The organism is Vibrio sp. 10N.247.311.13 (assembly GCF_041467595.1).
GTDB lineage: Bacteria > Pseudomonadota > Gammaproteobacteria > Enterobacterales > Vibrionaceae > Vibrio > Vibrio crassostreae_C.
The window spans coordinates 1-23,270 of sequence record NZ_JBFSUX010000030.1 but is presented as its reverse complement, the minus strand read 5'-3'; the positions used below and the strand labels follow the sequence as shown (position 1 = coordinate 23,270).

17 protein-coding genes are annotated in these 23,270 nt (G+C 45.2%); 12 read left to right on the top strand and 5 right to left on the bottom strand.

All coding sequences use genetic code 11. The annotated features are described in order from the left end of the window. The first annotated feature begins 62 nt into the window (after positions 1-62). The 3 genes from rsuA (at position 63) to AB6E52_RS13650 (ending at position 2,835) form a co-directional block, all read left to right on the top strand. The gene (rsuA, locus tag AB6E52_RS13660; RefSeq protein ID WP_017060380.1) at positions 63-758 is read left to right on the top strand and encodes a 16S rRNA pseudouridine(516) synthase RsuA; all 696 of its coding nucleotides are present in this window, start codon (positions 63-65) and stop codon (positions 756-758) included. 200 nt (positions 759-958) lie between these two features. Beyond that, positions 959-2,176, top strand: a complete 1,218-nt coding sequence (locus AB6E52_RS13655; RefSeq protein ID WP_102320609.1) for a Bcr/CflA family multidrug efflux MFS transporter — start codon at positions 959-961, stop codon at positions 2,174-2,176. Further along, positions 2,176-2,835: a DUF2913 family protein gene (locus AB6E52_RS13650; RefSeq protein ID WP_017060382.1), complete on the top strand. Its 660-nt coding sequence runs from the start codon at positions 2,176-2,178 to the stop codon at positions 2,833-2,835. The genes AB6E52_RS13655 and AB6E52_RS13650 overlap by 1 nt, the downstream gene beginning before the upstream one ends. A gap of 125 nt (positions 2,836-2,960) precedes the next feature. On the opposite strand, the gene AB6E52_RS13645 is transcribed toward AB6E52_RS13650, so the two are convergent. Beyond that, entirely contained in the window at positions 2,961-4,391 is a 1,431-nt protein-coding gene (locus AB6E52_RS13645) for a DUF2867 domain-containing protein (RefSeq protein ID WP_102320608.1), read from the bottom strand. A gap of 98 nt (positions 4,392-4,489) precedes the next feature. Between AB6E52_RS13645 and AB6E52_RS13640 the strand changes: the two genes are divergently transcribed. The 5 genes from AB6E52_RS13640 (at position 4,490) to nhaA (ending at position 11,668) form a co-directional block, all read left to right on the top strand. Beyond that, positions 4,490-5,863 carry an MATE family efflux transporter gene (locus AB6E52_RS13640; RefSeq protein ID WP_017060384.1) on the top strand — a complete coding sequence of 458 codons (1,374 nt, stop codon included), beginning with the start codon at positions 4,490-4,492 and terminating at the stop codon, positions 5,861-5,863. 122 nt (positions 5,864-5,985) lie between these two features. Beyond that, positions 5,986-6,657: an ABC transporter ATP-binding protein gene (locus tag AB6E52_RS13635; protein ID WP_017060385.1), complete on the top strand. Its 672-nt coding sequence runs from the start codon at positions 5,986-5,988 to the stop codon at positions 6,655-6,657. Then, a complete protein-coding gene (locus tag AB6E52_RS13630; protein ID WP_102320607.1) occupies positions 6,638-9,091 on the top strand; it encodes an ABC transporter permease in 2,454 nt (817 codons plus the stop codon). The genes AB6E52_RS13635 and AB6E52_RS13630 overlap by 20 nt, the downstream gene beginning before the upstream one ends. Next, positions 9,081-10,229: a lipocalin-like domain-containing protein gene (locus AB6E52_RS13625; RefSeq protein ID WP_102320606.1), complete on the top strand. Its 1,149-nt coding sequence runs from the start codon at positions 9,081-9,083 to the stop codon at positions 10,227-10,229. The genes AB6E52_RS13630 and AB6E52_RS13625 overlap by 11 nt, the downstream gene beginning before the upstream one ends. A 275-nt stretch (positions 10,230-10,504) precedes the next feature. Next, the gene (gene nhaA, locus AB6E52_RS13620) at positions 10,505-11,668 is read left to right on the top strand and encodes a Na+/H+ antiporter NhaA (RefSeq protein ID WP_017070606.1); all 1,164 of its coding nucleotides are present in this window, start codon (positions 10,505-10,507) and stop codon (positions 11,666-11,668) included. A 220-nt stretch (positions 11,669-11,888) separates the two neighbouring features. Here the strand turns inward: nhaA and AB6E52_RS13615 are convergent, their stop codons facing one another. Continuing rightward, positions 11,889-12,500 (bottom strand): OmpA family protein, encoded by a 612-nt coding sequence (locus AB6E52_RS13615; protein ID WP_052878165.1) that lies wholly within the window; start codon positions 12,498-12,500, stop codon positions 11,889-11,891. After that, positions 12,500-13,807 (bottom strand): TolC family outer membrane protein, encoded by a 1,308-nt coding sequence (locus tag AB6E52_RS13610; RefSeq protein WP_017095900.1) that lies wholly within the window; start codon positions 13,805-13,807, stop codon positions 12,500-12,502. The genes AB6E52_RS13615 and AB6E52_RS13610 overlap by 1 nt, the downstream gene beginning before the upstream one ends. A 761-nt stretch (positions 13,808-14,568) precedes the next feature. On the opposite strand from AB6E52_RS13610, the gene AB6E52_RS13605 reads away from it, so the two are divergent. The 3 genes from AB6E52_RS13605 (at position 14,569) to fabV (ending at position 18,948) form a co-directional block, all read left to right on the top strand. After that, positions 14,569-15,198, top strand: a complete 630-nt coding sequence (locus tag AB6E52_RS13605) for a TetR/AcrR family transcriptional regulator (protein ID WP_017065403.1) — start codon at positions 14,569-14,571, stop codon at positions 15,196-15,198. Positions 15,199-15,253: 55 nt separating this feature from the next. Continuing rightward, positions 15,254-17,536, top strand: coding sequence for an acyl-CoA dehydrogenase (locus AB6E52_RS13600; protein WP_102320605.1), 2,283 nt, complete (start codon positions 15,254-15,256; stop codon positions 17,534-17,536). Between the two features lie 209 nt (positions 17,537-17,745). Then, complete coding sequence (gene fabV / locus AB6E52_RS13595) at positions 17,746-18,948, top strand: enoyl-ACP reductase FabV (RefSeq protein WP_017065406.1); 1,203 nt, start codon at positions 17,746-17,748, stop codon at positions 18,946-18,948. A gap of 306 nt (positions 18,949-19,254) precedes the next feature. Here fabV and AB6E52_RS13590 read toward each other — a convergent pair whose 3' ends face one another. Together AB6E52_RS13590 and AB6E52_RS13585 are read right to left on the bottom strand one after the other, a co-directional pair. Continuing rightward, positions 19,255-20,937, bottom strand: coding sequence for an aspartate:alanine antiporter (locus tag AB6E52_RS13590; protein ID WP_017060395.1), 1,683 nt, complete (start codon positions 20,935-20,937; stop codon positions 19,255-19,257). A gap of 249 nt (positions 20,938-21,186) precedes the next feature. After that, positions 21,187-21,450 (bottom strand): GrxA family glutaredoxin, encoded by a 264-nt coding sequence (locus tag AB6E52_RS13585; protein WP_009847069.1) that lies wholly within the window; start codon positions 21,448-21,450, stop codon positions 21,187-21,189. 406 nt (positions 21,451-21,856) lie between these two features. Between AB6E52_RS13585 and AB6E52_RS13580 the strand changes: the two genes are divergently transcribed. After that, complete coding sequence (locus AB6E52_RS13580; RefSeq protein ID WP_102320604.1) at positions 21,857-23,149, top strand: iron-containing alcohol dehydrogenase; 1,293 nt, start codon at positions 21,857-21,859, stop codon at positions 23,147-23,149. Positions 23,150-23,270 lie beyond the last annotated feature (121 nt).

Sequence of the window (23,270 nt, the reverse complement as noted above, 5' to 3'; positions counted from 1 at the left end):
AATAGCTCAACTAATTGAGCAAAGGTGACTATAATACCCGACTTAGATTAGTTGAGGTATTCATGCGTTTAGATAAATTTCTGTGCGATGCATTAGGCGTCACTCGAAGAGAAGCAACACACTTATTAAAATCCAAGGCAGTGACAGTAAATGATGTCATTCAAAAAAGCGGCTCACTCAAGGTAACTGAAGAGTGCGTTGTGGAATGGCAAGGCAATGAACTGAATGTTCACGGCCCACGTTACATCATGCTTTATAAGCCAGAAGGCTTTGTTTGTTCGCATGAAGATGGCGCAAATCGTATCGCGTTTGAATTACTTGATGAAATCAAAATGGACAAGCTGCACTTTGCTGGTCGTCTAGATATTGATACAACAGGTCTTGTATTGATTACCGACGATGGTAAGTGGTCTCACCGTATCACTTCGCCAAAGCACAAGTGCGAGAAGACGTACCGTGTGTGGTTGGTTGAACCTGTTGAAGACGATTACGTTGAAAAATTCAAAGAGGGCATCCAGCTTAAGAGCGAAGATGGCCTAACACTTCCTGCACACCTAGAAGTTCGTGCAGAGCGTGAAGTGCTGCTAACGATTCACGAAGGCAAATACCACCAAGTTAAACGTATGTTTGCTGCTCTTGGTAACAAGGTAGAAGCACTACACCGTGAACGTATTGGCGAAATTGAGATGGACGAATCTTTAGAGTTAGGTGAATACCGTTACCTAACGCAAGAAGAAGTCGATTCAATCTGGAAGTAGTCCTTAGCTAGAAGTTGCTCTTAACAAGAAATTGTTCTTCACAAGAGACCACTTTTGCTGGACATAGCCCTTTCGTTGTAAAGCCGACCATGGATAGCGTCGGCTGATGATGTTGACTGGTACTAGGAAAGTCTCAGCCAATCTTTGAGTCGCGTACTCACGCTAGTCCCTAGCTCTATCAGTTGAACATTCGGAGAACCATGCAAACATCGACCTCACAGAGCCAAAGCTCCCAACTAGAAACACCTCAATTAGGCTTAGTGCTGTTTTTGATTCTAGGTGCGATTGGTGCACTTACTCCGCTAGCCATTGATATGTATCTGCCAGCGATGCCGACCATTGCTAAAGATCTTGGTGTGACGGCGGGTGAGGTACAAATCACGCTAACAGCCTATACCGCAGGTTTCGCGCTGGGGCAGTTGCTGCATGGCCCGTTGGCGGATAGCTATGGTCGCAAGCCTGTACTGCTTATTGGTGTGTTCTTGTTTGCTATCGCTTCTATGGTGAGTGCGACAACTCATGGCATTGAAGCGCTGACTTACATCCGTACCGCTCAAGGTTTTGCTGGTGCTGCGGCGGCCGTTATCATCCAAGCGGTGGTAAGAGATATGTTCGATCGTGAAGATTTCGCAAGAACCATGTCTTTCGTTACTTTGGTGATGACAGTTGCGCCATTGGTTGCTCCGATGATTGGCGGTTACTTAGCGTTGTGGTTCGGTTGGCGTTCAATTTTCTGGGTTCTGGCTATTTTTGCGGTGATCGTGATTCTGGCGGTATCGATGAAGATCCCAGAAACGCTTCCTGCAGAAAACCGACAACCATTGCGCTTTAAAACCACGATTCGTAATTACGCCCGTTTATGTAAAAACCCGACCGCTATGGGCTTGATTTTCTCGGGTGCATTCTCGTTCTCTGGGATGTTTGCATTATTAACTGCAGGCTCTTTTGTCTACATTGATGTCTATGGCGTACGTCCTGACCTGTTTGGTTACCTATTTGGTCTGAACATTGTTGCGATGATTCTGATGACGACAATCAATGGTCGAATCGTTAAGAAGGTCGGTTCTCATACAATGTTGAGGGCAGCGTTGGTCATCCAATTACTGGCTGGCGTAGGTTTACTTGTCGGTTGGGCGCTGGATCTCGGGCTTTGGGGAATCGTGCCGTTTGTGATGCTATTTATTGGCACCATCTCTACTATCGGCAGTAACTCTATGGGGCTATTGCTCAGTGGTTATCCAAACATGGCAGGCACGGCTTCATCGCTTGCGGGAACATTAAGATTTGGTACTGGTTCTGTCGTTGGGGCTATCGTTGCGATGCTGCCAAGTGACAGTGCTGGGTCTATGGCTATGGTAATGGCTGCATGTGCAGTAATGTCAGCATTACTATATTGGACATTAGGAAAGAAGGCATAATGTCAAAATACTATATTGAAATTCAGAAGTTAGTGAATGATGCGCTAGGCGAGCTATATGCTCTACATAAGTCTGGCAAGGCCATTGACGCACCTATCGCGAACAACCTTTATTTGGTTCGTTGGGTAACAAAGGCAATTAAATCCCAAGCTTATGATCGCGTGATTGTGCCTGACTTAGTTCGCTGGCAGAAACAGGGTCGCTCAAAAGGCAACAACTCTGATTTAACTTTTACCTTTAAACGTATTTCTGCGTTTTACGGACGTTTTTTCCCTGAAGGCGAAGAGCCTAAAACGCTAAAAGACAGTGATGTTGAAGCGTTCATGGACAAAATGTACGAGATGGGTTGGAGCGTATCGAGTGAAGACGAGCTAACGACTGGCGGCAAGATTCAATTCTTCACCGATGGCGAGCACTCTTTTGCTTTATGCGGTAAACAGTGTGACGACTCTTTCGACGGGGAGTTGATGGTTAAGCCAATGAACTGGTTTGTTCGTGGCAACCATGCTGAGTTCATCCAAGCGGCGATGGAAGCGGGCTTCATGCTTCACAAAGTAACGGACTATAAGTCTGCGGTGAAGTATCACGGTGAATACATCGTTTACCCTGCTAACCAAGGCAACCAACTGGCTGAGATCCCAATTAGCGTTATCGGCTAATAGCGGATTCGAGATGAGAGATACGAAGAGCGGAATTATCCGCTCTTTTTTGTCTCTCATAGCGCGTGTCGCTAATTTGCTGTTAAGTCTTTTCGCATCCCGTTACCCGAATCTCGCATCTGCTTTTAATCCTGTTCTTTAGCTTGCTTCTCAATTGCCTTCACCATGCCTTTGAAAATAAACAGGTGAGCTGGCATCATCGCAAACCAATACAGCAATCCTAGAAAGCCTTTTGGATGCCACCAAGCCGAGATGTTTAGCTCGCGAGCATCACCGTGGTCAGAGACGGTAATCTCGAGTCGCCCTAAACCGGGGCCTTTCATACCGAAAAGCAGGGATAGAAACTGATTCTCTTCACAGCGAATAACCTTCCAAGAGTCAATCTTGTCACCGACTTTGAGGTTGGGTCCTTCTGGCATTTGTCGAACCGGTACGCCGCCACCGAAAATAACATCCAACCATTCGCGTGTGCGCCATAAAGCGTTAGCGAAGAAGTAACCTTGCTTCGGGCTTCCGATTTGTTGAGCCACGTGCCAGAGCGATTCCAGTGAAGCGCTTGAAGTGATACTTGCGCCTGTTTTCTTTGGATAATAACCGTATCCAGCTTGCCAGCGTTTGAAGGCGGTTTTATCAAAGCCCCACACATTGCTTTTGACAAAGTTTCCTTCAGCGTGAATGGCTTGTTCAACCATGCTCTCGAACGAGACAAGCTTCTGAGGGTACTTTTCTTGGATGGTGGTCGAGTTAGCAATAAAGTCATGCTTTAAACCCGCAAGCAAGGCTCTACCTATGTTGGAAGGGACAGAGGTCACCACGCCAAGCCAATAAGAAGCGATTTTAGGTGTGAGTAGCGATGTCGCCCACAGCCTGAGTGGACGATCGGCAGTTTTGGCAATATGCGCGAATTGATTTCGATAAGAGACGATATCTGGGCCACCCACCTCAAAGGTTTGGCTTTCGTTAGGCGTGTCTTGTGCAAGTTTCAGCAGGTAGTGATTCAGGTTCTGCAAGGCAATTGGGTTCGCTTTAGAGTCGACCCACTTTGGCGCAATCATGATTGGTAGGTTGTAAACGAAGTCTCGCATTATCTCGAAGGCAGCTGAACCCGGGCCGATAATGACGCCTGCACGAAGCTCAGTAACAGGAACTGAACCTTTACGAAGCAGCTCACCCGTTTTCTTTCTAGCTTGAAGGTGCTCAGAGTTGCCGGTTTGAGGTTGAAGTGAACTCAGATAGATAACATGCTGGTTTTTAGGACCAAGTGCAGAAACAAAGTTACGGGCTAAGTTCAGCTCATAATCGATAAAGTCGTGGCCTTCCGCCATGCCATGGACGAGAAAGAAGATAAGATCAAAGTCGGGGACTAAGGCTTGTGTCGCGGCTTGATCGGCCAGATCAAGATACTCAAGCGATAAGCTTTCGTGAGGCTCGGTCCGTGCCTTTAAATAGTCGATATGCCTTGCTGCTGCCGTGACTTGATAGCCTTGCTCAAGCAGGAGAGGGAGGAGTTGCGAACCAACATATCCAGAAGCGCCTAAAACCAGTACTTTCTTCATTGTTACTCCATTTATATCTGTGGTTAAAAACCGAACATTGATATAATAGCGCGATATTTATCTTTATTCATCAATACGTTCCGTTTAGGTATCTCTCTATGTTGCTCTCTTCAATTATTCATCACACACGAGGTGATTTTGTTCGCAGGCTTATTGCGATTGCACTGCCCATCACCTTGCAGAGCATTATGTTTTCAAGCCGAGGCTTGGTGGATGTATTGATGTTGGGTCAACTTGGCGAAGCAGACATCGCAGCTGTGGGTGTGGCGAGCCGAGCGATGTTCGTGACGACCATTATGCTGGTGGGTGTTACCACGGGCGGTGCTCTTCTTACTGCTCAATATTGGGGCGCGGGTAATAGACAAGGTGTGAGAGAAAGCACTGCGCTGACGTGGCTGGTGTCGACACTGTTTGCTTTACTGACTATCGCGTTTTTCGTTTCATTTCCTGCACAAATCATGGGCGTGACGACCGACTCTCAAGAGGTCATCAACTTAGGCGTTGAATACATCGTAATTACGTCATTTAGCATGCTAGCGGTATCGTGTGTCAGCAGTATGGCTGTGGGTTTGAGAGCGATGCACAAACCCGGGCTAAGTACATTTTTCAGCGGTATCGGCATCCTGTCTAACGTGTTCTTAAACTGGGTGCTGATCTTCGGTAACTTAGGCTTTCCTGCGCTTGGAATCAAAGGTGCGGCGATTGCGACGGTACTGAGTGGCGCGATTGAAGTCGCGACTTTGTTTGGTTATCTCTATTTCTCTAAGCATTTATTAGCATTTAAGTTTTGCGATATTAAAGCGGCAGCTTCGATTGATAAGGTGGTTCGCTTCTTGAAGCTGTCTCTGCCGACCACGTTTAACTTCTTAGCATGGGCGGGTGGTTTGTTTGCTTACCACGCGATCATGGGGCAATCGGGCGTTCAAGGTCTGGCTGCGCTATCGGTCATGACGCCGGTTGAATCTATCTCATTGAGTTTATTGATTGGCCTTTCGAATGCGGCAGCTGTTTTGGTGGGTAATCAACTTGGTGCGAAAAACAATGAAGCGGTTTACTATCAAGCGCTTGGCTTAACAATTTTGTGTTTCTTAACTAGTATTGTTGTAGCCGTTTTTCTCTATTTCGTTCAAACGCCAATACTTAATGCCTTTAGCGCACTGACGGAAGAAACCAGAGCCCTCTCAGAGAAGTTCATTCTGATCCTCTGTGTGGGTATTGTCATTCGCTCGGTGCCATTGACTGTGATCGTTGGGGTGTTGAGAGCGGGTGGTGATGTGAAGTTCTGCCTCTATCAAGATTTGATTGCTCAGTGGGTGATCGGTATCCCATTGGCAGCCATCGCGGCTATCTATTTTAAGTTTCCACCTGAGTGGGTATATCTGCTTTTCCTAACGGAAGAAGTCCTCAAGTGGGGCGGGTCGCTCTATCGCATGAAAACAAGAAAATGGATTAAAAACTTGATAGGAAGTTGAAGTAGGGCGCACCAATCGCATCACTTTATCGTTGGCGTGTGATCTATCTTTCAAAATACTTCCTCCTAACAGGGAATTAGTGTAGATTCTCCTTCCAAATTCTAACTAATGCGAGCTGTTTAATGTTAAAGCTGTCAGACCTATGTAAAGGCTATGTCGATGGGGGGGAGTTTCACCCTGTTTTGCAAGGTGCTGAATTAACATTAAACCAAGGTGACCAGCTGGCATTAATGGGAGAAAGCGGTTCAGGTAAAAGTACTTTACTGAATCTTATCGCGGGCTTAGACCTAGCGGACTCAGGTGAAATCGCTTTTCCTCACTTCAATATGCACGACTCAACCGAGCGTGACCGCACCGCTTATCGCAGAAACAACATTGGCCATATTTTTCAGCAATTCAACTTACTGCCAACGTTAAATATTGCCGATAACATCCGTTTTTGCCGCCAGTTAAAAGGCTTACCTGAAGACAAAGGTCTCTGGAGACAGATTCTCTCTGCTTTAGATCTTATGCCTTTACTTGGCCGTTACCCTGAAGAAGCGTCTGGTGGCCAACAACAACGTGCGGCCATTGCGCGTGCGCTGTATATGGAACCAAAAATATTGCTGGCCGATGAGCCGACCGGTAGTTTAGATGAGCGTAATGCGGAAGCGGTAATGCGTTTGCTGACCTCTTTGGCTCGTCAATTAGAATGTACGTTGCTGTTGGTAACACACAGTGAAAAAGTAGCTCTGCATATGGATGGTAGGATCCGTCTGCAAGGAGGGCAACTGCATGTTATGGCCCGTAGTTAAGGCACTACTCGGTCACTATCGACGTTACCCACTGCAGATTATTTTGGTATGGCTTGGTTTAACCCTCGGCGTATCACTTTTGGTTGGTGTTACTGCTATCAACCAACACGCCAAACAAAGCTATGCGCATGGCGAAAAACTCTTTTCGAATCCTCTTCCTTACCGTATTCGACCAAAACACAACGCCAATAAAATCCCGCAAGGCTTTTATATCCAACTTCGCCGTGAAGGTTTTCAACAGTGTTCTCCTCTTGATCACCATCGTATCACTGATGAAAATGGCGCAAACTTCATGGTTGTCGGTATAGATCCTGTTTCTATGCTTCAGCTACAACCTGGTATAGCGTTAAAAGATCTCACCGCTTTGAACCTCATGAAGCCACCATATCCAATCCTTGTCAGTGATGATCTTGCTGAACACATGGAATGGCACAACGGTGATTACATCCCTTTGATGGATGGTTCTGAACTTGGTCCTGTGGTTGTTGATCAAAATAATATGATTAATGGTACAAGGTTGATTGCGGATATCTCCTTGCTCCGAATGCTTAAACGCAGTGCTGGGCTTTCAGTGATTGCTTGTTCAGACATGCCCACTGAGAAGTTTGAACGTCTTAAAAATATGTTACCTAATGGTTTGACGATCTCTCGTAGCTCTAAGGCAGAGCTTGAGTCGCTGACCAGTGCGTTCCACTTAAACCTAAAAGCGATGGGTATGCTGTCGTTTGTGGTTGGCTTGTTCATTTTCTATCAAGCAATGTCGCTTTCTTTTATTCAGCGTCAACCGTTAGTCGGGATTTTAAGACAAACGGGTGTGTCTGGTTGGCAACTGACTAAAGCGCTCTGTTTAGAGTTACTGCTATTGGTTTTACTGAGCTGGATCTGCGGCAATGTATTTGGCGTGATGCTAGCAAACCAATTGTTACCTGCCGTATCTTCAAGCTTGGGCGATTTATACGACGCTAACGTCGGCTTAACGATCGACTGGAATTGGCGTTGGAGTGGTTACAGCTTACTGATGGCATTGATTGGTGCTTTCTTAGCGTGTGCGTGGCCACTGGTTCGTTTACTTAAGTCTCAACCGATTCGTCTGTCTTCTCGTTTGTCTTTGATGCGTTTTGCGGGTACCGAGTTCACTTGGCAAGCGTTGATTGGCTGTGGCTTCTTGGTTGCTGCTGTTGCTGTGTATCAAGCCCCTCAGACTCAAGAAACGGGTTTTGCGATTATCGCGCTAATGCTGATCAGTGTGGCGCTATTTACCCCGTTTTTGATGTGGAAGCTATTTAACAGCCTCTCTTATTCGTTGCGCTGGGTTCGTGCTCGCTGGTTCTTTGCTGATGCAGCTTCCAGTATGAGCTACCGTGGCGTGGCGACGATGGCGTTTATGTTAGCCTTAACAGCCAATATTGGTGTAGAAACCATGGTCGGTAGCTTTAGAGATACCACTGATAAATGGCTAACACAGCGTTTGGCTGCCGATCTGTATATCTACCCAACCAACAATGCCGCTGCTCGTATGAGTAATTGGTTATCTGACCAACCTGAAGTGGATTCGGTTTGGTGGCGTTGGGAGAAAGATGTGGCGTCTCCAGTCGGTAGTATTCAGGTGGTCAGTACGGGGCCTTCTGAAGGTGAGCTAGAAGCGCTGACGATCAAATTAGGTATTCCGAATTACTGGTATCACTTACATCACTCTAAAGGTGTGTTGATCAGTGAATCGATGTCTCTCAAGCTGGGGATTCGCCCTGGCGACTACATTGACCTCTATGATAGTCTCGGCTCTGGTTGGCAGGTTGTCGGTGTTTATTACGATTACGGTAATCCTTACCATCAAGTCATGATGTCGCATCGAAACTGGCTGTATGGCTTTGCAGGGCGGGGTAATGTCGGCCTTGGGGTAATACTCAAAAACGATGTGAATTCATTAGGGCTTCGCAGCCGATTAGAAAGCGTATTCAGGCTTGGCTCCGAGCGCGTTTTCGATAACAACAATATTCACAGTCAAGCAATGCGGGTGTTCGATAGGACGTTCGCGATTGCAGATACATTAGGTAACATCACCTTGGTTATCGCCGTCTTCGGTATTTTCTTTGCGACGGTTGCGGGAGAAGTGTCTCGCCAAAGGCATATTTCCTTGCAGCGCTGTTTGGGTGTCTCGGCGAAAGAGCTGATCCTGACAGGTAGTTTGCAGTTGTTTGTGTTTGGGCTTATTTCCTCCTTAATTGCGATTCCGCTCGGATTGGCGTTAGCGAGCCTAATTGTTGATATCGTGATAAAGCAGTCTTTTGGGTGGTCACTCGAGTTACAAGTGATTCCTTGGGACTATTTGCAGACATTTGCATGGGCCATGGCAGCATTGATGCTAGCTGGTGCTTTACCAGTGATGAGAATGATTCGGAACACTCCGATGAAGTCACTGAGGGATGCGCTTTAGTATGTTTTTACGGAATACCTCAAATAAGTTAAGAAAACGAATCCTGTCTTCTCTGCTATTAATCAGTTTCTTCGGCATCTTTTTAAGTGTTTGGGGTTATTACTCCTATTTCATCGATCCTGGTGAAAAGGGCGTGAATGAAGTTAACTCAATATTGGTTAATGAACACTTCAATGTGTTCGAACCTGTTTTGCCAGACCGTAATGTTTCGCTACCACAAGATTTTAAGTTCCACCCAGAGTTTCAGCACGAGTGGTGGCATTACTTTGCATCTTTGAAAGGTGATGATGGTAAAGACTATTCGGTTCAGTGGAGTTTTTTTCGTATCGCAACGGACGAACGTGAAACACCGGGGTGGCAAAGCCCTCAAGTCTATATCTCAAATGTGGTGGCCTCTTCTAAGTCCAAAGTATGGAAAGAACAGCGCATGGCTCGTGGCGGTATTGGCCAAGCGGGAATGACTAATCGTCCATTCAGGCTTTGGATTGATAACTGGAACTGGCGTGCACTCGGCAACACCCCATTCCCCGGGCGCCTTCAAGTGCAAACTGATACGTTTGGACTAGAACTCGACACCATTGCAAAAGGGCCCTATGTGCTCAACGGCGATAACGGTTATCAGAAAAAGCACGACTTATTACCTGTCGCGTCTTATAACTTCAGCGCTCCATTTTTATCGTTGAGCGGTGTGTTGAACCTAGACGGCGTTACCAAGGAAGTGGAAGGAACTGCGTGGGTACATAAAGAGTGGGGCAGTGGCTTACTTGGAGTGGGCCAACAAGGTTGGGATTGGTTTGTATTTAACCTCGATGACGGCACAGCGCTGAGCATTAACCGCTATCGTCATAACCAACAGTTGCCTTACATATTCGGGACATTAGCAACGCGCTCAGGCAAAGTTTACCAATTAACGGAATCCGACATTTCCATTCAACCATTGCAAAATACAACGTTGATGAATGGAAGACGGATGCCTTTACAGTGGATCATCAACGTCCCTAAGCATGATATCAACCTCACGACACGTATTATACGCAGGGATATGTGGCTTCCATTTGTCATACCATATTGGGAAGGGCCAATTAAGGCGAGCGGGAGTCATGAAGCGACAGGCTTTATGCAGTTAACTGGCTACTAAAAAATACCTAAGGCTATCATTTGATAGCCTTTTTTTATGCCTGCGACTTTTAGCCACCCCCAATGAATTGTGCATACAGGTTCGATGATCTCATCTATACTTAATTCATGGTGCATAACAACATTATGGAATATACGACGTATTGTTTAGTATTTGTAGGAAAAACCGAAGTTAAACATCCGAAGAAGTGATTATCTATCAATTAAACTTGGATATAAACTCGTGGTTATTCTTTGTTATTCGTTTATTTAAATAATAAATATAAGGGCGAAATCATGACCGACGTCATCCGTGACTTCTTTAAAATGGAATCTGCTGGCGGCATCATACTAGTCATCGCTGCGGCGATCGCAATGTTTGTAGCAAACTCACCACTGAACGAAATGTACCAAGGTGTACTTCACAGTTACGTTCTTGGTATGTCTGTGTCTCACTGGATTAACGATGGCTTAATGGCTGTCTTCTTCCTTCTAATCGGCTTAGAAGTTAAGCGCGAACTTTTAGAAGGCGCATTAAAGTCTAAAGAGACAGCAATCTTCCCAGCTATCGCAGCTGTGGGTGGTATGCTAGCTCCTGCACTTATTTACGTGCTATTTAATTCAAGTAACCCTGAAGCGCTTCAAGGTTGGGCTATCCCAGCAGCGACTGATATCGCATTCGCATTGGGTATTATGGCTCTTCTTGGTAACCGTGTACCGGTAAGCTTGAAGGTATTCCTACTAGCATTGGCAATTATCGATGACCTAGGTGTTGTTGTTATCATTGCACTGTTCTACTCAGGCGACCTATCAACACTTGCACTTACAGTTGGCTTCATCGCGACTGGTGTGTTGTTCATGCTAAACAACAAGCATGTGACTAAGCTGAGTGTTTATCTTATTGTTGGTGCAATTCTGTGGTTCGCAGTATTGAAGTCTGGTGTTCACGCAACATTGGCAGGTGTAGTAATTGGTTTTGCTATCCCACTGAAAGGTAATAAAGGGGAGCGTTCTCCGCTGAAACACTTAGAGCATGCTCTGCACCCATACGTCGCTTTTGCAATTTTGCCAATCTTCGCATTTGCAAACGCAGGTATCTCACTAGAAGGCATCTCAATTTCAAACCTTACAGGTATGCTACCGCTTGGTATTGCTATGGGTCTATTGATTGGTAAGCCACTGGGTATCTTCCTATTCAGCTGGGGTGCTGTGAAAACCGGCGTAGCTAAGCTTCCTGAAGGTGTGAACTTCATGAACATCTTCGCGGTATCTGTGTTGTGTGGTATTGGCTTTACGATGTCTATTTTTATCTCGTCACTGGCATTTGGTCCAACGAACGCAGATTTTGATACGCTTGCTCGATTAGGTATCCTGATGGGCTCAACGACTGCAGCTATCTTAGGTTACTTCCTGCTAAGTATTTCTCTACCGAAAACTAAGCATCAAGAAGTAAAACTATAATCGGTAGTCGGCTCGCTTAATAGGGAGCCTACTCACTGAGTAACAAGTCAACTTCTGAGTAGCAAGAAGAGTCACAGAGTCTCCCTCGACTTATGTGACGACAAAGAACAAAAAAGCCGTGATGGGCAACCCTATCACGGCTTTATTGATCTTATAACTAAGCTGCTGTTGTTCGACACTCGCTCTATGTCACATCTAGATCCACAGTGACAATGTCACGCTATTTTTCAAGTGTGGTAAATATGGTCCACTCCTCGACGATTTGTTCACTTAACCCTACCACCGTCGCTGTTACCTTACGGTTCAATGCGTGTGAAGTAGGGTCGTCGCCATCGCTTTCTAGGCGCTCTTCACCATAGCCGATAATTCGCACTCGCTCTGGTTCGATACCATTCGATAGTAACTCGTCTTGAACATTGTTTGCTCGTTTTTTTGATAGGTCTAAGTTGTACTCGTTAGAACCCACTTTACTCGCATAGCCTTGTATTTCAATCGAGGCACTTTTGTAGGTTTCAAGAAACTCTGCCATCGTGCTGATCTGGTCTGAGAAGATTGGGTTCACTTCAAATGAGTCATGAGCAAAGAGTATTTTTAGCTGTCTGACTTCTTCCGCACGAATCGTTTCGCCACAACCATCATTGTCGACTTGTGATGTCTCAGGCGTACCTGGACAGATATCACGAGCGTTCACCACACCATCTCTATCATCGTCTTGCAGGTCTGCAATCTGTTCTGCTTCAGGTGTCTCGATATAAGCCTCTTCCTGCTGGTTTGAACAGGCAAATAAAGTCATCGTTAACACGGGAAGTAATAAGTAAGGTATTTTCATCATTAATACTCCACTGCCGTTGTCCACTCGTCTGGAATGTCGACCAGTAGAGCGTTCAATAGAGAGCCTGTCGCGTTCATTACACGGTATTTAGCGTACTGTTCAGAGTAATGCGCATCTAAGTAATCTTTGCGGGCTTCAAACAATTCGTTTTCAGTGTTAAGCAGATCCAGTAGCGTACGTTTACCGATTCGATATTGTTTCTCATAAGCGATAACGGTTTCTGATGCCGAATCCACGTGATCAGACAAGAAGTTCTTTTGTTGTAACGTCAGATCCAATGCACTCCAAGAGAGGCGAAGGCCTTCTTCAACTTGTCGATAAGCACGATCTCTTAGATCTTTTGCTTTATTGAGTTGGTAAGCTGCAGCTTCTGAATTAGCACTATCGGTACCACCGTTGTAGAGGTTGTATCGCATTCTCAACATTGCCAAAGTCTCTTGGCTCGAACCTTCATCGCCTCCAGCATCATCTCGCCATGATTGAGATGCCTCGATAGAGAACGTCGGGTAGTTAACCCCTTTTGATTGTTTGTACTGGAAGTGCGCTGAATCGACATCTGCAGTCGCGACTTTGATGACTGGGTGTTGGTCCAGAGCATCAACAAGCGCGTCTGATAATGACAGAGGAATCATAGAAATATCGGCTCTTGGGTAGACTAAGCCAAGCGGTTCTTGACCCACTATTCTTCTAAATTGGGTGTGGGTATCAATTAGGTTGTTCTGTGCGGCTAATAAGTTGCCGTGAGCTTTTGCAATCCTTGCTTCTACCTGAGATACATCTGCGGTTGAGCCTATGCCTGAGACTGCACGCTTTTTGATGTCTTTATAGATTTTCTTGTGGATAGCGAGGTTACTTTCCGAAAGGGCTAAAACTTCAGTTGCTTTGACTGCGTCTAAGTAGATCTGTGTGACCTCTAGCGCTTTGTCTTCGGCATCCGCGAGCAATTGCAAACGAACCGATTCTGCTTCTGCGGCAGTACGATCAATATCATTGAGAGTCGATGAACCATCCCACAGCAACTGAGTGAGGGAAATCGTCGCTTCCTTTCTTGTGAGATCGGTATCGGGGCCGTTATTTGGTGCAGGGTTTATGCCTTCGTAACCAATACCAGCATCCAGGTCGATACTAGGTCTATAAGCACCACCTGCGGCGTCATTTCGTTTCCGTACACTCACAAACTCATTAAAGATACTCTTTATCTCAGGATTGGTAGCCAAGGTAATGGCTACGGCCTGTTCTAAAGTTTGAGCAGAGAGTGGAGCTGCAATAACTAAGCAACACATAATAGGTAATTTCAACAGTCTCAAAGTAGGTCTCCTTCTACTTTTAAAAGCTCCCGCCGCTTCCCAACAAGCGTTTAACTACTTAATTGAAAAGGGTATTAAACGAAGCTTAGGACATCTGCAAGAAATTGCTAAGTTTGTTGGCTTTATTTCGAATGTAAGTCTCTATCCTTATTGATTAATTTACCAATAGTAGCAAGTGGCAAGCTTCGAATGGATGCACCGTAAATAGAGGAAACGTAGTATTAGGTTTGGACTCAGATAGGTAAACGTTGGCTAGTAGGTTGTTTGAAATACGAGTTCCAGTGATAACAATGTACCAAGCATGGTAGTTCGACTCTTAGGAAGAAATGACAGCATATAAAGAGGCGGTCGCGCTGTTCAGGTTGTAGTTAGTAGCTGTGAAGAGGGGTAAGTAAGGCTCACTCTCGTCCCAAACAACAAACAAAAAAAAAGCCCAAACCAACGTGGTTTGGGCGGATACAAGTATAGGAGTTAATAAGGAAAATGCAGTAATTAAGAAAGCAGTGAGAAGAACAAGTTTGACGGCCTGTTAAACTTCTAAATACGCTGTTTTCTACCTAATTTAGGACTCTCCATTTCCATTTCAGTTCCAAGAAAATTCATTATTTTTTTATTTTTTTATAAACACACAGCGATTCAATCGTTTAGTGCTGAGTTTTATTAACTGGTACGACCAATTTGTGAAAATGTGATGTTGCTTGCTTGTTAAATAAATGTACTAAGCGTATATTTCAAACAGTTGTTTAATACGAGTGATTGAAATGGCACCAAGAAGTACAACCAAAGACAAAATCTTAGATGTGGCTGAAGGCTTATTTGCTGAGCACGGTTTTAATGACACCTCTTTACGTACGATTACGAGTAAAGCGAATGTCAACTTAGCTTCAGTGAACTATCACTTTGGCGATAAGAAGACTCTGGTTCGTGCGGTACTCAATCGTTACTTAGAAGCATTTATGCCAGCACTGCAAGATGCATTAGTGAACTTAAACTTGAACGAAACGTATTCTATGAGTGACGTGTTTGAGTCGTTGAGACAGCCACTAAGAGCACTTAATGATGTTAGGCCAAATGGTACAAGCCGATTCATGTTACTTATCGGCAGAGGCTATACGGATGTGCAAGGACACTTGCGTTGGTTCATTACTACTCGCTACAGCGAAGTACTTTCTTTGTTTACGACATCTGTAATGAAGGCGAATCCGAACCTCACTCAAGAACAGTTATTTTGGCGATTACACTTCACCCTAGGGACTTGTGTATTCACCATGGCATCAAGTCAGGCTCTGGTAGAAATTGCAGAGAATGACTATGACAGAAAGATAGATGCTAAGGCAGTGGTCGATATTCTTATTCCATATTTAGCCGCAGGCATGTCAGCAGAAGAATAAAACAATAAAAAGCGAAACATTCACAACCAATATAGTGAACAAAAGGATCTGAACTATGAGCTCTCTAAGACAAAAATGGGTAAGTGACCCAGCTTTTAAACTCTTTAAAAAAGTACTACCACCACTATCTAGCACCGAGAAAGAAGCGATGGAAGCGGGTAGCGTGTGGTGGGACGGAGAGCTGTTTTCTGGTAAACCAGATTTCACTAAGCTGCATCAATACCCAAAACCTCAGCTGACAGCAGAAGAGCAATCGTTCATGGATAATGAGCTTGAAACCTTGCTCGCTATGCTTGATGACCACCAAATTGTAAAAGAAGATCGAGACCTTCCTGAAGAGGTGTGGAACTTCTTACGCAAAGAGCGTTTCTTTTCGCTAATTATTGCGAAAGAGTATGGCGGTCGTGAATTCTCAGCACACGCTAACTCAACTATCGTAACTAAGATTGCGACTCGCAGTATCAGTACTGCGGTTTCAGTAATGGTTCCAAACTCTCTTGGTCCTGGTGAGCTGCTGTCTCACTACGGCACTCAAGACCAAAAAGACTACTGGCTACCTCGTCTTGCTGACGGTACAGATATCCCATGTTTCGCACTAACAGGCCCAGAAGCGGGTTCTGATGCGGGTGGTATCCCTGATGTCGGTACTGTGTGCATGGGCATGCACGAAGGTAAAGAGACGCTAGGTATCAAGCTTAACTGGAACAAACGCTACATTACACTAGCACCAGTGGCGACGGTACTTGGTCTGGCTTTCAAACTGCACGATCCAGAAAAGCTACTGGGTGACAAAGAAGACATTGGCATCACTTGTGCGCTAATCCCGGCTGACCACGAAGGTGTTGTGATTGGTGAGCGTCATGACCCACTTGGTCTTGCGTTTATGAATGGTCCAACACGCGGTCACGATGTATTTATTCCTATGGAATGGTTAATCGGTGGTGCCGATTACGCAGGTAAAGGCTGGCGTATGCTGGTGGAATGTCTGTCTGCAGGTCGTGGTATCTCATTACCCGCACTTGGCACGGCGATGGGCCACCTAACGGCGAAAACGACCGGCGCATACGCTTATGTTCGTAAGCAGTTCGGTATGTCGATTGGTAAGTTTGAAGGAGTTGCAGAGAGTTTAGGTCGTATTGGTGGCTTAACATATCTACTAGAAGCGACTCGTACACTAACAACTACTTCACTCGATATGAAAGAGAAGCCGGGTATCGTTACGGCTATCGCGAAATATCACATGACAGAAATGGCGCGTACTATCCTGAATGATTCAATGGATATCCACTCTGGTCGTGCAATTCAAGATGGTCCAATGAACTACTTAGCTGCGCCTTACCTAGGTATTCCAGTTGCTATCACAGTAGAAGGTGCGAACATCTTAACTCGCAACCTGATGATCTTCGGTCAAGGTGCGACACGTTGTCACCCATACGTGCTAAGCGAAATGGAAGCGGCAGCAAACCCAGATGAGAAGCAAGGTGCGAAGGATTTCGATAACTTGTTGTTCAAGCATATCTCTCACGCAACTAAGAACACGTTTGGTGCGTTCGGTGCGGCATTGACAGGCTCTAAGTTCATTAAAGCGGATATGAGCGGTCCAACGAAGCCTTACTACCAAGACTTAACTCGCTTGAGCCGTGCGCTTGCAGTGAGTGCGGATTTCGCAATGCTTACACTAGGTGGCGAACTGAAACGTAAAGAGCTTATCTCTGCACGTCTAGGTGATGGTCTAAGTTACCTATACATGGCGTCTGCAGCGCTTAAGAAGTATGAAGATGAAGGTCGTCAACAAGCTGACCTAGACTACGTACACTACGCGATTCAACACTGTTTCCATAACGCGGCTAAATCGCTACAAGAAGCGTACAGAAACTTCCCGAACAAGATGGTAGGTAAAGTACTTAAAGGTCTAGTTTTCCCTGTCGGTAACCACTTTGAAAAACCAAGTGATAATCTAACGGTACAACTGGCAGAAAGCTTGATGACTCCGGGTGCACACCGTGAACGTCTAACTCACCTTTGCTACATAGGCAAAGAAGAAGAGGATAGTGTTGGCCTAATGGAGAATGCGTTCAATGCGATGTACAGCATCAAGCCTCTCGAACGTAAGATCTTCAAAGCAGTGAAAGAGGGCAAAGTGGCTCGTAAAGGTCTATTGCAAGATAAACTTGCTCAAGCACTGGCGGCAGATGTTCTTACTCAAGACGAAGTTGACCAAATCATTGCAGCAGACAAACTTCGCTACGCAGCGATTCAAGTTGACCACTTCAGTCATGATTACAGTGAAACTTTGACGCGAAAAGAGTTAAAACCTAAGCTAAATAGCGTTGCTTAGATAAAGAAATGACAAAAGGCACCTAATTAGGTGCCTTTTTTGTTTTTGTCGTAGAAGTCGCAATAGATGCGTTAACAAATGGTGACTTAGTCAGCAAATATCAGCTGAGTGCTCCAACCACTTGCATTTTCACCACATTTTTACAGAAATTAGATGCCATTTGCGTACGAAACTTTTATCCTTAACCTGATTTTTTAAGGAAGTTGAATATGATCATCAAACCTCGAATTCGCGGATTCATCTGTACTACAACACATCCAGTCGGTTGTGAAGCTAATGTAAAAGAACAAATTGCTTACACAAAAGCTCAAGGCCCAATCGCAAACGCACCTAAACGTGTACTAGTTGTTGGCTCTTCAAGTGGCTACGGCTTGTCTTCACGTATTGCGGCTGCATTTGGTGGCGGCGCTTCAACTATCGGTGTTTTCTTTGAGAAAGCCGGTACTGAGAAAAAGCCTGGCACAGCTGGTTTCTACAACTCAGCAGCGTTCGACAAGTTTGCTAAAGAAGAAGGCCTATATTCAAAAAGCCTGAACGGCGATGCTTTCTCTAACGAGGCGAAACAGAAAACAATTGACCTGATCAAAGAAGATCTAGGCCAAATCGATATGGTTGTATACTCACTGGCGTCTCCAGTGCGTAAAATGCCAGAGACTGGCGAAGTAATTCGTTCATCTCTAAAGCCTATCGGCGAAACGTACACGTCAACTGCGGTTGATACGAACAAAGACACAATCATCGAAGCAAGCGTAGAGCCTGCAACTGAAGAAGAGATCAAAGACACTGTTACTGTAATGGGCGGTGAAGATTGGGAACTTTGGATCAATGCTCTTTCTGAAGCTGGTGTTCTAGCGGACGGTTGTAAGACGGTTGCTTACAGCTACATCGGTACTGAACTAACGTGGCCAATCTACTGGGATGGCGCACTAGGTAAAGCTAAGATGGATCTAGACCGTGCAGCGACAGCGCTGAACGAGAAGCTAGGCCAAACTGGCGGTACTGCAAACGTTGCTGTTCTTAAGTCTGTAGTGACTCAAGCAAGTTCTGCAATCCCTGTAATGCCTCTTTACATCGCTATGGTGTTCAAGAAGATGCGTGAAGAAGGTATTCACGAAGGTTGTATGGAACAGATCTTCCGTATGTTCAGCCAACGTCTATACAAAGAAGACGGCAGCGCGCCAGAAGTGGATGAAGTGAACCGTCTACGTCTAGATGACCTTGAGCTTCGCGAAGACATTCAAGATCACTGTCGTAACCTATGGCCTCAAATCACAACTGAGAACCTAAAAGAACTGACTGACTACGTAGAGTACAAAGAAGAGTTCTTGAAGCTATTTGGTTTCGGTGTTGAAGGTGTTGATTACGAAGCTGACGTTAACCCAGCTGTTGAATTTGATGTAGCTGACATCTAATTCAAGTTATCGAATCTAAACGAAATAGGCGCTCATTGAGCGCCTATTTTTTTGTCTGCTATTTGGTTCAAGAGATTAAGAGCAGATATGGGATTCGAGTGGCGGGATGCGAAGAGATTTAAGAGCGGATACGGCTACCGCGATTCGAAGGGGGACAAGAGTAGAAATAAGGGATGAAGAGAGTTAAGAGCAGGAGTGGGGAAGAAGGCTTGAACCGCTTAAAACAGGTTATAAAAAATGCACTAACCCAAAGTGAATTAGTGCATTCGAAATATCTAAGCTTGGCTGCTTTTAATGCAGCAGATGCTAGCTAATTATGATGATGAAAGTACCTGCTAAGGTCATCAATATATTGGCTATCGCATAAGTACCCGCATAACCCAGAGCCGGAATCGTTGAGCGAGCGTGGTCATTTACGATGTCCATCGCTGGAGCGCAAGTTCGCGCGCCAATGATTGCACCGAACAACAAAGCTCGGTTCATCTTCAATACGTAAGCGCCAACCAAGTAAGCGAAGAATACTGGCAGCACACTCACTACTAGGGCAATACCTATTACCTGTGGGCCAACTTGGGTTAAGTGCTCAAATATCTTACCACCGGCGCTCAAGCCGATACCGACCATAAAGAACATCAAACCGAGGTCTTTGACCATGTTCAGAGCACCTTGAGGCACATAACCGAAAGTAGGGTGGTTCGCTCGTAGGAAACCAAGCATGATGCCCGATAGAAGCAGGCCAACCGCGTTACCTAGCCCAAACGATACCTGACCGAATGTCATGGTGATCAAACCAAACAAAATACCCAAAATGAAGAAGCTACAGAAGGCCATCAAATCCGCCATTTGGCTGTGGATTGAGATGAAACCAATTTTCTCAGCTAGGCCGTGCACTCGACTCTTTTCACCACTCACCTGTAGGACGTCACCTTTAGAAAGCACGATGTTTAAGTCCATCGGCATTTCAATCTGAGCACGTACTACGCGGTTAAGGAAACAGCCGTATTCAGACAGGTTTAAGTCTGATAGGCGCTTACCTGCGATACTGTCACTCTTAACGACGATCTCTTCTTCCACGATACGCAGATCGAGAAGGTTACGGTCGAAAACTTCTTTACCGTTACGGAAGCTTGGGTCTAGACGAGCGTGGCTATCTGGGAAACCAACCAATGCGATCTCATCGCCTTCTTGCAGAATTGCATCACCATCTGGATGGGCAAGAATACCATTACGTCGAATACGCTCGATGTAACAGCCTGTTTGGCGATAGATGCCCAGTTCACGCAGATTCTTACCGTCAGTCCAAGAGATGAGCTCTGGTCCCACTCGATAAGCACGAATAATGGGCAAGTAAACCTTACGCTGACCTGAAGCGCCTAACCCACGTTCTTGGGCGATTTGCTCTGCCGAGTCGTGTAGGTTCACTTTTTGAAGTTTTGGAATCAAGCGAGCAAACATAATCATACTGATTAAGCCAACCAAGTAAGCCATCGCGTAACCGACTGAAAGGTTTTCGATAATCAGGCTCAAGTCCATGTTTCTTGGTAATTCTGCAAGCCCAGAATTCAGAGCATCTTGAGCACCTACCAATATCGGCGTTGCTGTTAAGGCACCTGCCATCATGCCTGCAGATAAACCAAAGCCTAGGCCAAGGTAATGACTACTGAAATAGGTTAGGGCAATTGCGGTAGAAAGTACCACAAGGCTCAGAATGAGGTAGTGCTTACCGTCTCTGAAGAAGATACCGAAGAAGTTTGGTCCAGCTTCAATGCCAACACAGTAGATGAACAGCATGAAACCAATGGTGAGCGCATCTGCGTTAAAAGAAAAGCCAAGATGTCCCATGATAAGGGAAGTAATCAAAACACCGATTGAATTACCAAGTTGGAGGCTACCGAAACGAATTTTACCAATGGCTAATCCAATCGATAAAACAACAAAGATGAGGAGAATGGGGTTTTGTTCTAACAGAAAAACAACGTCGATATTCACGGTGGTCGCTCAATAATTGGCGTGGAACACAGGGTAAGTTTGAGAGGTGAATTGTATCTAAATATAAATAAATTATAAGCAATATTTTGTTAATTTACTTGATTTTGACCTTATTCTTATTCCGTATGAAAACTGGTCATAAAAAAGCCCGCTACAGTGAGCGGGCTTTCTATAAATCGTACAGTCTAACGCCTAAATGGGTCAGCTGTTTAAGGCTTTAGCCCTGATTCTCGTTTGAGAAATCCTAGCTTAGTCGAAAAGACCTAGGTTTTCTTTTGCGTATGCTTCAAATTCTGTGCAGCCGCCGATGTGGTCTTGGTCGATGAAGATTTGTGGAACTGTATCGACAGGTTTACCAACAGTCTTCTCTAGATCAGCTTTGCTGATACCTTCAGCGTGGATGTCAACGTAACGGTAGTTGAAGTCATCGCGTTTAGCTTTAAGAGTTTCAGCATGCTCTTTTGCACGAACACAGAATGGGCAAGCAGGGCGACCAAAAATAACTACAAACATTTAATTTCTCCTAAATACGGGATGAGGCTCGTTAACTCGATTATGTTAACTATTCTTTAGTGAATGCCACTCAAAATTTCATAAAACCAACTATGCCTCAATGCCATGGGGAAATAAAGATGGAATTACCTCTTAATACAATAGGTTTTGTCTATCAGAGCAAATAATGGTCACAAAAAGGATCCATGCTGATTTCTGATGGGTATTCAGATTGATTACCCTTAATTTAAGAGTGTGAATTACCCCTAAGAATACGACATTAATCCATCTTTAATGCGACAAGTTGCACCTCGTCAAAAAAAGCGCATACAGAACGAGGCATCTTAATACTGATGCACTATATAAAGGCTAAATTCCAATAACCAAGAGTTCGCAGTTTTGTTCGGTCATAGGCGCAGGAGGCACCATGTTTCAATTTATGACATCTACAAAGATCATCTTTGGTGATGGAGCACTTTCCGCTTCATTGTCTCTCTTTAATCAATATGGCTACAGCGTGCTATTGGTTACAGGCAATACATTAGAGCGCACTTCAATTGTTACTGACTATCTTGATGCGCAGAGTATGCGTTATCAGCACATTGCCGTTTCCGGTGAACCTAATATCAAAATGGTTGAAGAGGCGGCTATTTCTGCTCGTCGATTTAAGCCAGATATGGTTGTCGCCATGGGGGGCGGTAGCGCCATCGATATGGGCAAAGCGTTGGCTGCGGTTTTACCTAATCAAGGCAATTTATATGACTATGTTGAAGTGGTCGGGCGTAATGTTCCTCTTAAAACCAAACCACTTCCGTTTATCGCAATTCCAACCACAGCGAGTACCGGCGCCGAGGTCACTAAAAACGCGGTGCTGAAATCAGGCCAAGACCAAGTAAAAATCAGCCTGAGAAGCCCAGACATGCTGGCCGACGTTGCGATTGTCGACCCAACCCTAACTCATGGAACCAATCTATATCTATCTGGGCGAGGTGCGATGGATGCCTTTACTCATCTAATGGAAGCCTACGTGTGTGGTGAACCGAATCTGTTAACCGATATGATTTGTGAAGAAGGGCTGCGTAAGTTGAGTGGTTCTGTGGTTAAAGCGTGTGTTTATGATGAGCCTCAAGCGCGTTCTGATCTTGCTTTCGCTTCTATGCTCGGTGGTATGGCGATAACTAATGCCAAGCTTGGCGCAGCCCATGGTTTAGCCTCCGCACTAGGAGGTAAGATTTCTGCGCCTCATAGTGTGATTACCGCGCGTTTAGCGCCGTTTGTGATGTTGGAGAACATAGCCGTTGCAAAAGAGCAGCAAAGAAGCGACATCCTAGCGCGTTATCAGCGAATCGCTCAGATAGTAACAGGTAACGTAGAAGCAATAGAAGAGGAGGCAATTTCTTGGTTATCGGAAGTGCTTGATACGCTTAAGTTACCCAACTTGTTGGAATTTGGTGTCTGTGAAGCCCAGTTTGATGAGGTGTCTGCCGACGCGCTCAAATCAGTGGCGATTAAAGGAAACCCTTTGCCGCTTAACCAAGAGAGGCTCGTGCATATTTTGAAGCAAGTATGCGAGAAGTGCAGTTGTAGAGAAGGGCATCATGAGGGAGTTTCAATGAATCAAATTGGGCAAGAGCCAGCTGTCGAGTCGAGCTTTACCATTATCAATTCTTATGCGTCCGAAAACAGCGTGGTTGAGAAGGGCAATAGTTGGACTATCTAACGGTCTTAAACTTGTTCGTTGTATAAGTCATTTTATACAGACAAATAAAAACGGAGCTCTAGGCTCTAATGCCGATCAGTTAAAGCCAAAGCGATCGGTTGAAGGATCCTTCAGAGCTGTC

Coding starts and splice junctions, on each gene's coding strand:
- fabV (WP_017065406.1), top strand. CDS start 17,746: ATGATCATCAAACCTCGAATTCGCGGATTCATCTGTACTACAACACAT.
- rsuA (WP_017060380.1), top strand. CDS start 63: ATGCGTTTAGATAAATTTCTGTGCGATGCATTAGGCGTCACTCGAAGA.
- AB6E52_RS13645 (WP_102320608.1), bottom strand. CDS start 4,391: ATGAAGAAAGTACTGGTTTTAGGCGCTTCTGGATATGTTGGTTCGCAA.
- AB6E52_RS13630 (WP_102320607.1), top strand. CDS start 6,638: ATGTTATGGCCCGTAGTTAAGGCACTACTCGGTCACTATCGACGTTAC.
- AB6E52_RS13615 (WP_052878165.1), bottom strand. CDS start 12,500: ATGATGAAAATACCTTACTTATTACTTCCCGTGTTAACGATGACTTTA.
- AB6E52_RS13605 (WP_017065403.1), top strand. CDS start 14,569: ATGGCACCAAGAAGTACAACCAAAGACAAAATCTTAGATGTGGCTGAA.
- AB6E52_RS13640 (WP_017060384.1), top strand. CDS start 4,490: ATGTTGCTCTCTTCAATTATTCATCACACACGAGGTGATTTTGTTCGC.
- AB6E52_RS13600 (WP_102320605.1), top strand. CDS start 15,254: ATGAGCTCTCTAAGACAAAAATGGGTAAGTGACCCAGCTTTTAAACTC.
- AB6E52_RS13585 (WP_009847069.1), bottom strand. CDS start 21,450: ATGTTTGTAGTTATTTTTGGTCGCCCTGCTTGCCCATTCTGTGTTCGT.
- AB6E52_RS13625 (WP_102320606.1), top strand. CDS start 9,081: ATGCGCTTTAGTATGTTTTTACGGAATACCTCAAATAAGTTAAGAAAA.
- AB6E52_RS13655 (WP_102320609.1), top strand. CDS start 959: ATGCAAACATCGACCTCACAGAGCCAAAGCTCCCAACTAGAAACACCT.
- nhaA (WP_017070606.1), top strand. CDS start 10,505: ATGACCGACGTCATCCGTGACTTCTTTAAAATGGAATCTGCTGGCGGC.
- AB6E52_RS13580 (WP_102320604.1), top strand. CDS start 21,857: ATGTTTCAATTTATGACATCTACAAAGATCATCTTTGGTGATGGAGCA.
- AB6E52_RS13635 (WP_017060385.1), top strand. CDS start 5,986: ATGTTAAAGCTGTCAGACCTATGTAAAGGCTATGTCGATGGGGGGGAG.
- AB6E52_RS13650 (WP_017060382.1), top strand. CDS start 2,176: ATGTCAAAATACTATATTGAAATTCAGAAGTTAGTGAATGATGCGCTA.